Raw genomic sequence first — 15,396 nt, 5'->3', positions numbered from 1 at the left:
ATTTTATTATTATTTCGCTAAATTGAATTTTTACGAATAAATGATACGTATATAAAAACCATATTTTTCATAATTTATATTATGGAAATGTGATTTAAATTTATTTTAAATAAATTATTCATTAATTATTTTATGAATTAATCCTACATATATTGAAGATATTATAATAACAAACTACAAAAATACAATATATTTATATATTTATATATTGTAAAAATATTTAAATGGTGTAAAATATTGTATGAGGATGGTGATATTATATGCTTAAATTTATTAAAGGTATTACAGCTACAGTTTTAAGTTTTCTTTTTATTTTAACAATACCAACATATGCTAGTATTAATACTAAAATTAATGCGGATGAGGTTTTATTAAATACAGGTGCACCTAAAGAACTTGTAGAAAAATTATCAGATTTACAAAAGGAGGACATAGCATCATTTATAATCAAAGGAAATGCTATTTATTCTGGATCAGAAACTAGTAGATATTACATTGATGAGGAAAGTCAAGAACTTAAATTAATAAATCCTCTAATGAGGGGTGAAATTAGTAAAGCTGATTTACAACTTTCTACTGATGTATGGACATCTACAACAGGTACTACAGCTGGAAATAGCTATGTTACAGGAACATACGAGTGGCTTACTAAAAAACTTCAAATTCAAGATCATTTATTTACAATTTCTATGCCAAGTGGTTGGAATGTAGATTCTTCAACAGTTAAAAAAGTTACATGGAAAAAGCAAGATTATTTGTATCAATGGGAAATCATTGACAATGTTAATGGTAGATCGTTTAGTAATTCAGATAATTCTGTAACATGGTCTAGTCTATCTGATAAAGTACTTAATTCTCCTTTAATGTTCTTTAGAGGATCTTGTACATTTGTAGCCAGAAAAACAAGTTCAACAGCAAGTAATCAAGTTAAACTTCAATATGGTTATGCTACAGGAATAGGGTCTATTGGAGTAACATAAAAACCAGTAATGTATATTATTGGTTTTTATTTTTAACTTTTTTAATATTATTAATATTGGATAGGAGGCGTTGCCATTGAGAAAATATATTGTTGGGATAATAGCACTAAGTTTATCATTAATTATTCTTTTTATTATTAAAGTTGATAATAATAAAAATTTTTATTTAGTAGATAAAGAAATAAAAGAATATGGATTAAATTCAGAAAAAGTTATTTACAGTAAAAATAACTATTATAAAGTAAAGAATAACAGTTTGATTGAAAGTAAATATGGCGATGATCAAATAAATTTAATTATAAATAGCACTGTAATAGATGAAGATGAAAATAATAATATAAAATTAATAATTAGCTATGAATGGATAAAAAAAGTAAAAATTAAATCATTTATAGTTAGTGTGAATTTTTTAGTGGAGCCAACTAATATGAAAATAGATATACTAAGAAATAGATTTGAAAGAAATAAAATTAATGATGAATGGCTCTTCAAAGAAGCTAATAAAAACCGTTCATATGATATGAATTGGAAGAGAGGATATATTTGGACTAATATAGATGGAGAAAATAATTTATATAATAAAAAGGATATATTTACCATAGTATTAAGTAAGGATATGATAGATAAATTTAATATACAATTTGCTTATTCTAAAAATGAAAATATAAATATAATTTATAATGAAGATAATAATGAACTTAGTTTTGAAGGAAATAAACATATAAGCGATGTAAAAATTGATAATACCAAATATATAGAGAATAAATAAAATAAGTAGTATTTAAGTAGAAAAATTATAAATTACACCATGTAAATATTCAAACAACTATTATATTTCACAAAAAAAAGAATTTTTGACTTCGCTAAATCTAATTTTCACGAAGAAATAAAAATTGACGGTTTTAAGCCATTTATAGACTATTAAAAATTAAAAAAATCATAGTTTTTGGTTTAATATAAATAAACTTCTATGAAAAAAGGTACTATTTCGCAATGATAGTTACGAAATAGTACCTTTTTTCAATTTCTCAATTAAAGAAAAGAAGCATCCATCCTAGCTAATGCTTTTCTATTCTTAAATCAAATTTACTAAAGCAATATTTAGGTGGTGGCCTAAATATCACTTATATTATATCATATTCTCTATTAATATAATCATTTATCATAAATCTTCTCTATCTGATCTTAAGTATTTTTCTGTTATTTCGTCTATTAAACTATTTAGTACCGTCTGATAGCTTAAATGAGGAAACTTCTCTTTAACTTTATCAATCTTATCCCAAACTTCTTTATATAATCTTACAGTTTTAGCTGTAGGTTTATCTTCACTATAGTATATCTTTAATCCTAAGTCATTTGTAACTTCTTTAGAACTACCTTGTATACACATCATTTCTTTAAATGCTTTCTCCAGCATATCAACCTTTTTACTTAAAAGTAAAAATTCTTGATTTTGCATTAAATCAATAGTATTGCTGGAACTTATTTTCTCAATAGCTGGCTCAGTTACTTGCTTTTTAACTAGTTCGGGCTTTTTATAACCATCTTTTAATACAAATTGTCCGTTTATCTTTTTAACATTTTTTCTAGCTAATCTTTTAGCAATAACCCTTTCATTAACATTAAAATCATTTTCCTCAATATCCTTCATAGTTCTACCTTTTAGCAATTCAGTATTAATATATTCAATAATCTGATCTAAACTCATATCTTCATAAATCATAACTAACCACCTTATAATCAAATTGTATCTAATATTAATATATCATTTAAGTTGGTATATCTGAATAAAAAAATTAAAATCTCTTATAAAACAACAACAAATTCTCTGTTGTTGTTTTATATGTTTTATTTAAAACTTTGTTTTAAATGTTTAAGGAACCATTTAACTGTTGATATAACTAGCTTTCAAAATTTAAATAATACATTTGCATACCTAAATAATACATTTGCATACCTAAATTGAATTTAAATAATACATTTGCATACCTAAATAATACATTTGCATACCTAAATAATACTAATACATTTTGTTGTATTAGTATTATTATTATAGTAAAATATTTCTAGGGGGGAGAATAATATGAATGAGAATTATTTAGTTACTAAAGCTAATACTTTGATAACATCTAACTATGATTTAAGTTTAGAAGAGCAAAGAATAATATTAACTTTAGCAAGTACAGTGCAACCAAATGATGAAGATTTTAAACCTTATAAGTTTAAAATTTCTGATTTCATGGAATTATTAGGTGTTGAAGATAAATCTAAATATGCTGTAATACCAAAAGTAACAAAGGAACTTATGAAGAAGGTTTTCGAGATAGAAAATGGAAATAAGATAACACAAATATCATGGCTTTCTAGTGCTGAATATGAAAAGGGAACTGGAATAGTTGAATTAGAATTTAGTCCTAAGTTAAAACCTTTTATGCTAGGGTTAAAGGAGTTTTATACAAGTTATAGGCTTAAAAACATATTAGAACTCAAAGGAAAATATTCAATTAGAATGTATGAAATTTTGAAATCTAATGAATTTAAAAGGGGTGCTGAAATAACAGTTGATGGGTTAAGAAAAATATTGAAAGCTGATAAAGATTCCTATAAAGTATATCAAAACTTTAAAAATAGAATTATAATACAAGCTCAAAAAGAACTTAAAGAAAAAACAGATATAAAATTTGATTTTGAAGAAATAAAAACAGGTAGAAAAGTAACTTCAATAAAATTTTATATTCACTCAAATAAAGCTAAGAATACAACTAAAATTAATAGTATTCAGGCTATAGATGAGGTATCAGCAACAATTGAAGAAGATATTCAAGATGATATAAGTTCAAAAGTAAAAAATATAATAAAGCGTGTATGTAATAAAAATATAAGTGATAAATCAGCAAATGAAATTTATAAAGCTGCAAGTAAACACAAAGAATATGCTAACAAGACATTAGAGTTAATAGAGGAAGTAGCACATTATTCTCTAACACAAAATGTAAGGAATGGGTTAGTAGGTTGGTTTAAAACTACTGCTGAAAATTATGAAAAGCCAATAAAAACAGCAAAGCAACTTAAATTTAATAATTTTAAGGGTCGAGATTATGATTATGATGATCTTGAAAAGAAGCTTTTAGGATGGGATCAATAAAAAAATCCTTATACTCAAATATTAAAAATGAGTATAAGGATTTTTTTATTTGTCAGAAGATATAAATAAACTAATACATTTCCATACCCTAGACGTTGAAATTGCTATATTTTAGAAATTATCATTAGACATAAAAAATACCCCATATTTTTGTGAAATTAATTAGATTTTAAGCTCTTAATTAAGTTATCAATGGCTTCTTTATCTTTTCTTTTAATAGATTTAGTACTACTAGATATAAACTCCATATACTTTTTCATATAAAAGAAATCATCTCTAGTTTCAACTTCAAAGTCAGGAGTATTATCATATATTTTTTGAGCAGCTATATAAAAATCAGATTTGTTTGAGGCATTATCAGTGTGTAAATTGAAATTTTTCATTGTTCTTTGAGCCTTTACTTTGGCTTCTTTAGCTTTTATAAATTCATTGTATAAGTTATAGGCCCTATGCTCTGCATAGCTATATATAATTATCTTTATTTTTTCAAATTCAAGATCTAATGCATTTATCGAATTAATTTGTTTTAAATATCCATATGCTGATTTAAAGTTTCCAGTATCAAAAATAATAAATTCTAAGGTCTTATCTTTGATTCTAGCTATAACTTTTGATATGTTATATAAATTCTCAAATACTTTTTGAACTTCTTTAACCTTTGGAAGTGTTATTTCGTTTACTGAGGTATTTATTTTATTGAATGTTTTTTCAGTTTCAAGAAGTTCATTTTGCTTAATAGAGATTTTTTCATTAAAATCTTTTGCTATATTATTTATGTTACCTATTGCTGAATTTTTAATTAAAAAGTTTTTATAAGCTAAACTCCTAAGTTTTTTTAAGTATTCAATTTCTAAATTTAATTCTTTGATTCCAGTTTTTAAAATTTTTTGAGATTTTTCATTTAATTCATCTTTAAAACTATTATATTTTGTATCTAAGGTAAGATATTCATTATATTCTTTAGATGAACTTAAAAGATCTATCCCATTATTAATTTTATTTATATTATCTGCGAATTTCTCTTTTTCATTTTTTAATGTTTCAATTTCAAGCTTTAAGTTTTTTATTTTTTCCTCAGTTTTTTTATACCAGTTATTATACATTTCAGTACTTCCATTATGATTTTTAAGAAAAATAATATCCTCCAAGGATTTCATAATAGATTCTTTATCAATTAACTCTTCACCTTGTGTTAGTAAATGAAATTTATATGCAGAAGATAATAATTGCTTCTCTGTTGGATTTTTTTCAACTTTTTTAACACTTATCCTATTCTTCTTAACCTTTGAGAAATCTTCTTCACTATCTCTTAAATATAAGTATTTCATTGCAGTATCAGAAAGATAGATGTATTTATAGTTTTTATTTATATTTTCCATGCCTATTAGATTGTTTTCTATCATTCCATTAACTATAGCTTGTCCACTAGGTATAAGTTTTTTAAATTGATCTAGAAAACAGTAATTTCCTGCTTTCATTATCATTTCTAAATAAGCTTTATACTTAAATTCAGCAGCTACAAAACTATCTAAGGAAATAATATCATCTCTTACTATAGCTTTCATTAAAAACACTCCATTCTTGAGCAACCAAGACTAGTTGCTATTTCTTGCTTAAGTTCAATTTCAACTCCAGTGTAACTAGCCCCAATACTTTCAATAGCAATTAATTCTCCATTAACTTCAATGGCAGCATCAATGCAAGTCTTAAGTTCTCCAGCTCTATCAGGATACATTTCATAATACCTATCTATTAATTCTCTTTCATGCTTCCAGGTATCTTGAATATTAGTATCTAGCTTATGATAAACTTCTGTAAGTTTTATATCATGTTCAAGATGATTGGTTTGTGCTGCACAAAAACTTGTAATTCCAAATTCTTGCCTACAGTAGTCCTTCCCCATTTTATCAAGCTGAATTATAAGGTTGTTTTCGCCCCGAACAATATGTTCGGAAGTTTTTATATATCCACTTTTCTCTAGTTTTTTAAGTCTATCCATACTAATGCCACAATACTCCTTAGCTTGACTTGAATTACATAATCCAGTCTTACTAAGCTGCTTAATAAGATCTCTATCTCTTCCAGTAACAACTTTTACAGTTGATGCCTTTCTTCCTCTAGCCATTAGCAAGCCTCCTTATAATAAGCTTTTCTTTATAAATTTTCTTATCAAGTATTTCGAATTCTTCACTATTTTCTATAGTTTCAGCTATACATTTAAATTCATACGGCCTAATTTGCCCATTTTTAGCTTCATAGAACGGTTTTTGAGTTTCTATAATACAAAAAGTCTTTGTAACACGTAAAAGCTCATATAAAACGAATTTGAGGTTATCTGGAGATATGAACATTAATACAAAGTTACAAAGCACTATATCAAATTCTTTATCTTCATAAGGCAATCCATAATTTATATCATGCTTTATAAAATTAACATTAAGTTTATTAGGTTTGGGACTAGGTTTAGGATCCAGTTTATCAATACCATATAAATTTTTAAAACCTATCTTGTAAAAGAAATATAAATTCCTATAATGACCACACCCAACATCCAGTATTTTATTATTTAAATTAATTTCTTGGTGATATTTTTTTAAGAATAATAAATTATAATTACTATAACCTTCCTTTAGATGGTTACTTATGAGAAAGGACATACTCACTTCTCCCTTACATTTTGATTTAAATTTTCAAATTGGGATTAACTTGTTTTCGAGTCGTAGCCATTAAAACCAATCTTTGATTGGCTTGTTTTTGCGTAAAGCAAAAATTTTCATGGCCATTTCATTCGTTAGAATGTAATAGACCGAAAACAAGTTAATCTAGATAGAATTTAATACAAATTCTATCTAGATATTTATATTAATTAATTTATTTATAAATAGCATATGTAAATCTTAGTATATTATAATAATTTATAATAATATATTTTACTTACACATATTATATACTACTCCTTTTTAATATAAAAGCATTTAATAAAGGAATATATAAACTACTTCTTCAAAATTCCTACTAGTACCTGTCACTTTTTCTTTACTCTATTTTATCTATTAACGTTGTAAATGCTCATTTTAACAATATTGTTGGAAAGTTATTTAATCCTATTTTTTATAATTTAAATTATAAAAAATAGGATTTGTCTTATAAATTATTTTTTTATATAGATTTAAAAAAAAAAATTAGTGTGCATTATGATTATAAATACATTTAAATATATTCCAGTCCCCCAGTAAATGGGCCTGTACCATCTACTTGTGAGGTCCATTCATTGGATAACTTATAGTATATGGTTTAATACAAGCATCTCTATCTTTTGGTACCAAAATTTGAACTTCACCAAAACTTTGAGTAGGTATATGATAAACATCAGAATACATAGAGCTCTTACTATAACAGTGATATCCTAGTCCACCAAATTGAGATGGAGATAAATATCCGCATTGGTTCCCATTAATAGGAACAACTCTAATTTTAACTGTTCCATTAGATATATCTTCATCAATTTTAGCTTTTTCTTCATCAGTCATGTTTTCAATTAATAAAATTTCAAATTTATTATTCATAATAACGCTCCTTTATATATAAATTGAGAGACTTAATTTATATATAAAGGAGCGTTATTGTAAACAAATTAATAGAATTATCTCATATTATATCCTTTTATCTTGAGTTTATCATAGTATACTCCTTCAATAATAAATTTTTATATATTTATATTCCAAAAAAGGTTAAAAAATATAAAAAAGTATATTATTTACATATTTATGTTTACAATAATATTTAAATTTCTCTTATTAATTTAGGGGGATTTAAATATGGAGATTTGTATATATGAGAAGCTAATTAAAGCTAAAAATGGTGATAGGTATTGTTTAGAAGAAATAATAAAAATATTCGATCCTTTGATAAGTAAATATTCTAGACTATTAGATGGGGAGGATACAAAACAGGCACTTTCTTTACACTTGCTAATAGTTGTAAATAAGATTCCGGTTGAATATGATTATTTAAAAAAAGATAAGATTATAGTAGGGTATATATAAAAATCAATAAGAAATGAATATATAAGATTATCAAAATTAAAAAATAAAAAAGATAGTAATGAAACAGAATTAAAATTGGATATAGGAATAGATTCTGAAAAATTTGATTCAAATATTGAATTACTAGATTTATTCAATAAATTGAGCAAAAAGGAATATAAAATAATGAAGTTATTATATATTAATAATTTATCTATATCTGAAATAGCTAATTTAATGAAGATATCACGACAAGCAGTAAATCAATGTAAGAATAGAGCTTTAAATAAAATAAGAAGCATATACTTAACATAATAAAAAATAAAATTAAATAAACTGAACTAATGATATTTTATAGTAATAATAGTTTACTATTTCTTAAGAAAGTCCTTTATATTTATTGAAAGGAGAGCTTTTATGGATACGGAACTATTTAATTTTCTAACTTCTCAAGGAATTTTTGCTTTGTTATTTGGGTATCTCTTACTTTATGTTTTAAAGCAAAATCAAATAAGAGAAGAAAACTATCAAAAAATAATACAACAACTTAGTAACACTCTTCCTGAAATTCAAAATGATGTTGAAGATATAAAAAAGCATATATTTAAATAATTAAATATATGCTTTTCATTATTCATCTAAATATAATTTTAAAATTTTTTAGTTTACAAAACCTGTTAAATTGCATTTATAATTAATGACTAGTCAATCAAGCCGGCAATCTAAATAAAAAAGGGGTTGTCTTTTTATGACAGAAACAATAATTAATACGTATCCTGAAGATGGAATATGTTATCCAAGAATGAGCCTTAACATAAGGAACATACCATGTGCTTCAACAGGAACTATTTTAGACCAATATAATTTAGGTGAATCTGTTATCTATGACCAAGTGGTTATAACTAACAGTTATGTATGGATAAGTTGGCTATCAGTAAGTGGTAGAAGAGTTTATATGGCAATTAAAGATCAAGCTACAGGTGAAAGATTAGGTGACTGTGATGATATTCCTAATTCTTCTGTAGGTGCTGAAACAATAATTCAAGAGTATTCAGAGAGTGGTATTTGTTATCCAAGAATGACTATGAATATAAGAGACTTGCCATGTGCATCAACAGGAAATATCTTCGATCAGTATTATCAAGGTGAATATGTTATATATGACTATGTAGTCATAACAAATGAATATGTATGGATAAGTTGGCTATCTAGAAGTGGTGCTAGGAGATATATGGCTGTCAAGGATCAAACTACTGGAGAAAGATTTGGAGACTGTGGAGATTTACCAGGTGGATATGGTGAATCAAATACACCTACAGGAGCTGAAACAATAGTTAATGAATACTCTGAGAGTGGTATTTGTTATCCTCAAATGACCACAAGTATATTAAATATACCATGTTCAACTAATGGAGTTGTATTAGATTATTATTACGTTGGTGAATCAGTTATATATGATTATGTAGTTATAACAAATAAGTATGTTTGGATAAGCTGGACTAGTGTAAGTGGTAGAAGGGTTTATATGACAGTTAAAGATCAAGTTACAGGTGAAAGATGGGGTAATTGTGAAGATTTACCTGGAGGATCAGGTAACTATAGTGGTATTGGAATGCCTGGAATACAAAAAATATTTATTGATGCAGGTCATGGAGGAAGTGATCCAGGTGCTTTAGGCAACGGTCTAAAAGAAAAAGATGTAGTTCTTAATATTGCACAAAAACTAACAGGATTGTTTAACTCCAGAGGAATTCAAGTCTCACACTCAAGATACTCAGATAATAATGTAGGACTAGCTGAAAGAGCTGAAATGGCAAACGAATGGGGAGCAGATCTTTTCATATCAATTCATGCTAACGCTCTTGATGGAAGTGGTAGTGCATATGGAACAGAGTGTTATACTTATCCAAATAGTACAGACGAAAATAAGAGATTAGCAGTAGATATTGCTTCTTCTATTTCAAGTAAGCTAGGGACTTACAACAGAGGCCACAAGGAAGCTGATTTTGTAGTACTTAGATTAACAAGTATGCCAGCAGTATTAGTTGAAACTGCATTTATTGATAATGTAGGAGATGCATCTCTATTAAAGAACAGGCAGGATGATTTCGCAAATGCTATCTTTACAGCAGTAATAGGAACAGAGAACTCAACCCCTGATCCCAGTGAGCCAGATATTACACTAGATGAAATTAATAATTTTGGATTTGCCAAAGATTTAGGAGTATCATTTACACAGATAAATCAACAACTATCACTAGGGCAGTATGGACCTATCCGTATTAAACTTTCTAATACAAGTAGTGGCAAAGCTGAAGGAAAAGTAGTGGCAAACTTTACAGATGGCAAATTCGTTGGTGGATCTTTTAAAGATGAAATTTCAAAACTTTTCACATCATTATCTAAAAATGGTATATCAATATCAACTCAGTTAGGTAAGTTAGGTAATGATAGCTTTTCTATATCAGTATCAGATAATACTAAAACTTTTACTGTTTCATTAACAAAAACTTTATCCAAAAATAATACGAGCATAAATCAAATATTATCTTTTGAATTTGATAAAGATAGTTTGGAAGATGCTTATGAAGCAGTCATAAATTTTATTGAGGATTTAACAGATGTTTTAAAAGAAATTTTAGGTCCTATTATCTTATTAGTTGCAATTGTATTATTTTGGAAGCTCGGACTTATAGAAACATTAATCTCAAGTGGTATTATATTTCTTGGTAAGATAGGTCTTGCTTTATATAAAATAATTGAATACCTTATTACCCAACTTAACAAAGTAATATAAATTATAATAAAATTAAATATGTCATATAAAAGTTATCAGATAGCTTCTTATATGACATTTTAGTTTTAATTATTAATATTTAATTTTAATAAATTAATAAATTCTTCTTTTTCTTCATTTTTAAATACGTTAGTTGGAATTATTAACTTTTTCTTATATCCTTTTTCTTCTATATCTATTATTAATATATACTCTTCAAGTACATCAATTATAGTATTTTTATTTAATTCTAGCTCTAAACTTGTACTCTCATATGTTACAGTAATTAAATTGTTATCTATATTTAAATATTTTTCTATTGAAAAATATTTTTCACTATTAAATTTTTTGATTGCTTCTTTTTGAGTAACTTTTTTTATATATCTAGGTTCTGATTTAATTAGAACATAAGGTACAATTATTGTTAGTGCTACAGAATTAGTAAAAAAATATAATATAGTATTTTTTTTATAAGAAGAATATATTCCACTAGAAAAAAGTATTACAATGCAAATAAAGTATAATAGATAAAAATAAGGTTTTAAAAACCTTGAAGTAAAATAACCTAACAAAAATTCAATATCTTCAACTGTATTTTTATATTTAATTTCCATAATATCAGCTCCTATATTCAGTATATCATAATAAATTTATTTATTTTTCAAATAAATACTTTAAATACATATAAAGAATTAAAACTTTTAAATTTATCTACATTCTTACTAAAAAAATTATATAACATACAAGTTCTTTATTTACAATTATTAATAAAATATATTCTAAATATACTATCTTTTTATATTACTTTACTAACACATAATTATTAATACTTATAATGAAATTCTTTAAATCTTTGGATTATATATCAATTTATAATAGCAATTATTATTTTCTATCCTAATTATTTCATATCTATCCTCATCTATCTTATTAAAAAATACTTTATCTCTGTCTATCCTATTATTAATTATATCTTTAATATATTTATCTACTTTATCAAAACTTAATTCACTATTTTCTATTAACATACTTCTAAATTCATTTAACTTAGATTCTTTAAAATTAAAATTCTCATTTATATTTGTATATGAATAATAAAGAATTAAGTCAAATTGGACTTGAAGAAAAAGCGGCAAATGCTAAAAAACTAATACTTAGCAAACTAAAAGAAATAGGAATTAATAGTGAAGAATAATTAGAATCTATTATACATGATCAAAAATTTTGAAAAAAACGTAGGTTGGCCTATAGCTATCATATTTGCTATATTCAAATTTATTAAAGTTCAAATTGATTTAAAAGCAAATATACAAAGTATAAATGATAAGTTGGATAAATTTAATAAAAAAATAAAAACCCTAATTTAGGGTTTTTATTTTTTTATTCTTACACTAAAGTAACTCCCGTCATTATGATCCTGTATTTTCTAAATTTTAATATATTACTTACTGCCGTACATGCAGTATATCTGAGAATTTGTAGCACTTCTTATATTTGTTCTCACGAAACCATGATAAGGATAAAATGTACCTGTATAACTACCTACCCCTTGAAAATCAAGCCAGTATCCAGCTATTTGTGCTAAACTAGGATTTGAAATTCCAGCTTTAAAACCAGCGAACACCTTAATATGATTTGGTTTAACACAATCTTTGTCATCTATCCAACCTAACCTAGCATCATTTAAATCTGATATTTCTACATAACTACCTCTAATTTTTAAACAAAAATCGAAATGTCCTAATACTAAATCATCTAAATGTATTAATCTAGATGAACTTTGGGGAATATAATCTTCTCCAAAAGTACCATTTGATTTTAATATTAAAACTCTATCTCCACCCTCATACCATACACATCTTTCAGCCGGATATAACACATCCCCATATGTTGTAGATATTATTGAACTCATATTGTTACAGCTATGATATCCATCACCAGCTGCTCTAACTTGTCTTAAATTATTCAAAGTTTCTAAATTAATTTCCTTCTCTAATTTTTCAATTGCCTTAAACTTTTCTGACTTTTCATATTCTTGAATTGGTTCTAGTTCAGTACTTCTTGCTTTAGAATGTCTTACTTTTAATGAAAATTCTTTCGGATATCTTATCTCATTATACTCTTCAATACTATTGATTCCTATGCTTTTTAGTTTAGATAAAAATAAATTTTCAGCTTTTTGTTGTTTTTCTAAAAGACCTTTAAAAACAAGTTCTTTTTCACCATTTTCATTTACAATTTCAACCATTTCTTCTGTAACAATTTCTTTTGATCCATCAGGTTTAATTAATTCAACTTTTTTTAAAATTTTTTCCATATATTTCACCATGTACATATACTCGGTATGTACCCTTTCTTAGCGTTAATGAAGATTATTCATTACATATATATAGAAGTGCTGAATTAATTTTTTGTAAACTTAACTTTAAAAATTTTATATAATTACCTTAAATAATATTTTTATGTTAGATTAATAAATTTAATATAGAGGATTAAAAATGATTTTATAGTAGCAAGTATTTTCGGAAATTACAATAGTTTCATATAAATTTTCATCAATTTTATTTAAATATACTGAATTACTGCTAAGTTTATCAGAAATGATATTTGAAATATAATCATCTACTAAAGTATAATCCAAGGAATTATCATTAATTAACATATTTCTAAATTCATTTATTTTAGAATTTTTAAAGTTAAACTCACTGTCAATGTTTTCAATTGAGGCTTTATAAATTATTGGACTATACGTCTCTCCAACATGTATCATATCCTTTTGAGAAATTACTTCCTTATTTCCTATACTTAAATCAATGTTTAATCCTTCTTCATCTGTAAAATAGTTTACTGTTTCTACGCCTAAGTTATATAGATTTTCTAATAATATGCTTACTTCTCCTCCAGAAATATCTTTAAATTTAGAAATTCTATCTTCTATAGGTTCTATATAAGTTAAATTTAATGAGTTTTCATTGGCAAAACTTTTAAACACCTTGACTGCTCTTGCATATTCTTTAGACATAATATTATTCCTAGATTCAATATTAGTAGTAAACATTGAATTATCTTCAATAATAGTTTCATGTTTATCATTTATTATTTTATTTCTAAAATTTTCTGATATTTCTTCATTATTAATATCTTTATTTAAGTTATTACTTATATTATCTAAATCCGAAGTTAAATTGTTATTTTTAAAAATAATTATAATTGTAAGTAAAACTAAAATTAATATTATAAAAATTTTGTTTTTAAAAAACTTAAAAATAGAACATCACCCCTTTTAAATAAATTGTAACACAAAATTCCCAAAAAGGTAATTATTGTAAATATTTTACTTTATTTTTTGTATCAATTTAGATTGGATTATCACTAGTTTAATATAACCATATATATTTCATATTGAAGAAAAAATTATACTACTCTACTAAAGTTTGTGAAATGAAAAAACTATATGCATATTTACCAAACCCGTAAAATAAAATACAATTTATTATTGTTAATATCTATATATTTCAACTTTTCATAACTTTTTTTGCTTAATATAATAATTACGCTAAATTCAACTTTAGTGAATAACTAAATCCAATGATCTATGATCATTGGATTTTCAACTACGCTAAATACAGTTTTAACGAATATAATAAAAGAGAGATAGATTTAAATCTATCTCTCTTATTCAAGTTGGCAATTAAGCCTTAAAATTCAAGTTGGCAATTAAGCCGAATTTAATTCAAGTTGGCAATTAAGCCGAATTCTAATTCAAATCGTATAGCTCTTCTATACACCTATATTATATGCTATCTTTTTATCTGTTGCAACACCTAATATTTTATATTTCTTTTATTTTTTGCTCACTTAAAGATTTTATCCCTTCAAATACTAATTTCATTTGGTCTGCATTTAGATGTAATTTTATAAATTTACCTTTATATTTATAATCACTAAGTCTTTGTTTACTAACAGTTCTTATCTGGCTAATAACTGCATAACAATCTCTTTTCTCTTCTGGGAATCCGTCTATTTTCCCTATTGGTATATATAAATTTTTTGCAGTTTTATATTCAGAATCATCATTTTTATCTGATGATATAGGTACTACTATTGCAGTTTTGTTAAACTCTTTTATAACTACACAAAAATGTGGAAAATTAAATTCCGTTCCTATATTAAATCCAAAATCTATCCAGTATACATTTTGTCTAACTCTGTTAACTTCTTCTTTTTTGGGATTAACCTTAATAATTTGATTTTTTATTATTATTTCTTTAATCCAATTAGTCATTTCTTGAATATATAAGTCTTTATCACTCTCACTATCAAAGCTTATATTATTTATTTTTTTTAATTCTTTTTCAATATTATTACATATTGACTTTATATCTATATCTTTCATTATTTCCCCTCCATTACTTATATAAACATTTTATCATTATATTTGTATTTGATAAATTATTTAAATTTAACTTA

17 protein-coding genes are annotated in these 15,396 nt (G+C 24.9%); 7 read left to right on the top strand and 10 right to left on the bottom strand.

The window, feature by feature from the left end; all coding sequences use genetic code 11:
- Positions 1-260 precede the first annotated feature (260 nt).
- Both ACFYH6_RS18475 and ACFYH6_RS18470 read left to right on the top strand, forming a co-directional pair.
- Positions 261-980 (top strand): hypothetical protein, encoded by a 720-nt coding sequence (locus ACFYH6_RS18475; protein WP_416180509.1) that lies wholly within the window; start codon positions 261-263, stop codon positions 978-980.
- A gap of 76 nt (positions 981-1,056) precedes the next feature.
- A complete protein-coding gene (locus tag ACFYH6_RS18470; protein ID WP_316093683.1) occupies positions 1,057-1,749 on the top strand; it encodes a hypothetical protein in 693 nt (230 codons plus the stop codon).
- Positions 1,750-2,142: 393 nt separating this feature from the next.
- Here ACFYH6_RS18470 and ACFYH6_RS18465 read toward each other — a convergent pair whose 3' ends face one another.
- A complete protein-coding gene (locus ACFYH6_RS18465) occupies positions 2,143-2,703 on the bottom strand; it encodes a hypothetical protein (RefSeq protein ID WP_416180508.1) in 561 nt (186 codons plus the stop codon).
- A 360-nt stretch (positions 2,704-3,063) separates the two neighbouring features.
- Between ACFYH6_RS18465 and ACFYH6_RS18460 the strand changes: the two genes are divergently transcribed.
- A complete protein-coding gene (locus ACFYH6_RS18460; protein WP_416180507.1) occupies positions 3,064-4,125 on the top strand; it encodes a replication initiation protein in 1,062 nt (353 codons plus the stop codon).
- Between the two features lie 158 nt (positions 4,126-4,283).
- Here ACFYH6_RS18460 and ACFYH6_RS18455 read toward each other — a convergent pair whose 3' ends face one another.
- From ACFYH6_RS18455 to ACFYH6_RS18440, 4 genes are all read right to left on the bottom strand, one after another.
- Positions 4,284-5,690: a hypothetical protein gene (locus tag ACFYH6_RS18455; RefSeq protein ID WP_416180506.1), complete on the bottom strand. Its 1,407-nt coding sequence runs from the start codon at positions 5,688-5,690 to the stop codon at positions 4,284-4,286.
- Entirely contained in the window at positions 5,690-6,250 is a 561-nt protein-coding gene (locus ACFYH6_RS18450; RefSeq protein ID WP_416180505.1) for a hypothetical protein, read from the bottom strand. Before ACFYH6_RS18450 ends, ACFYH6_RS18455 begins: the two co-directional genes overlap by 1 nt.
- A complete protein-coding gene (locus ACFYH6_RS18445; RefSeq protein ID WP_416180504.1) occupies positions 6,243-6,782 on the bottom strand; it encodes a class I SAM-dependent methyltransferase in 540 nt (179 codons plus the stop codon). The genes ACFYH6_RS18450 and ACFYH6_RS18445 overlap by 8 nt, the downstream gene beginning before the upstream one ends.
- A gap of 594 nt (positions 6,783-7,376) precedes the next feature.
- Positions 7,377-7,691: a hypothetical protein gene (locus ACFYH6_RS18440; protein ID WP_416180503.1), complete on the bottom strand. Its 315-nt coding sequence runs from the start codon at positions 7,689-7,691 to the stop codon at positions 7,377-7,379.
- A 252-nt stretch (positions 7,692-7,943) separates the two neighbouring features.
- Between ACFYH6_RS18440 and ACFYH6_RS18435 the strand changes: the two genes are divergently transcribed.
- The 4 genes from ACFYH6_RS18435 to ACFYH6_RS18420 all read left to right on the top strand — a co-directional run bounded on the left by ACFYH6_RS18435 (position 7,944) and on the right by ACFYH6_RS18420 (position 10,947).
- Positions 7,944-8,171, top strand: coding sequence for a helix-turn-helix domain-containing protein (locus ACFYH6_RS18435; RefSeq protein WP_416180502.1), 228 nt, complete (start codon positions 7,944-7,946; stop codon positions 8,169-8,171).
- A gap of 75 nt (positions 8,172-8,246) precedes the next feature.
- Positions 8,247-8,465 (top strand): sigma-70 family RNA polymerase sigma factor, encoded by a 219-nt coding sequence (locus ACFYH6_RS18430; RefSeq protein ID WP_416180501.1) that lies wholly within the window; start codon positions 8,247-8,249, stop codon positions 8,463-8,465.
- Positions 8,466-8,567: 102 nt separating this feature from the next.
- Positions 8,568-8,762: a BhlA/UviB family holin-like peptide gene (locus tag ACFYH6_RS18425; RefSeq protein WP_416180500.1), complete on the top strand. Its 195-nt coding sequence runs from the start codon at positions 8,568-8,570 to the stop codon at positions 8,760-8,762.
- A 136-nt stretch (positions 8,763-8,898) separates the two neighbouring features.
- The gene (locus tag ACFYH6_RS18420) at positions 8,899-10,947 is read left to right on the top strand and encodes an N-acetylmuramoyl-L-alanine amidase (RefSeq protein WP_416180499.1); all 2,049 of its coding nucleotides are present in this window, start codon (positions 8,899-8,901) and stop codon (positions 10,945-10,947) included.
- A gap of 65 nt (positions 10,948-11,012) precedes the next feature.
- Here ACFYH6_RS18420 and ACFYH6_RS18415 read toward each other — a convergent pair whose 3' ends face one another.
- The 5 genes from ACFYH6_RS18415 to ACFYH6_RS18395 form a co-directional block, all read right to left on the bottom strand.
- Positions 11,013-11,540, bottom strand: coding sequence for a hypothetical protein (locus tag ACFYH6_RS18415; protein WP_416180498.1), 528 nt, complete (start codon positions 11,538-11,540; stop codon positions 11,013-11,015).
- A 231-nt stretch (positions 11,541-11,771) separates the two neighbouring features.
- On the bottom strand, positions 11,772-11,954 hold the full coding sequence (locus tag ACFYH6_RS18410; protein WP_416180497.1) for a hypothetical protein: 183 nt from the start codon (positions 11,952-11,954) through the stop codon (positions 11,772-11,774).
- Between the two features lie 413 nt (positions 11,955-12,367).
- Positions 12,368-13,243, bottom strand: a complete 876-nt coding sequence (locus tag ACFYH6_RS18405; protein WP_416180496.1) for a hypothetical protein — start codon at positions 13,241-13,243, stop codon at positions 12,368-12,370.
- A gap of 162 nt (positions 13,244-13,405) precedes the next feature.
- Positions 13,406-13,984, bottom strand: a complete 579-nt coding sequence (locus tag ACFYH6_RS18400) for a hypothetical protein (protein WP_416180495.1) — start codon at positions 13,982-13,984, stop codon at positions 13,406-13,408.
- A 774-nt stretch (positions 13,985-14,758) separates the two neighbouring features.
- Complete coding sequence (locus tag ACFYH6_RS18395) at positions 14,759-15,322, bottom strand: type II toxin-antitoxin system PemK/MazF family toxin (RefSeq protein ID WP_416180494.1); 564 nt, start codon at positions 15,320-15,322, stop codon at positions 14,759-14,761.
- Positions 15,323-15,396: the final 74 nt, after the last annotated feature.

Origin of the sequence: Clostridium sp. HCS.1, from assembly GCF_047900555.1 — a bacterium.
Lineage (GTDB): Bacteria > Bacillota > Clostridia > Clostridiales > Clostridiaceae > Clostridium.
Note: the sequence above shows the minus strand (reverse complement) of the source record. Positions and strands in the feature narration are given on the sequence as shown.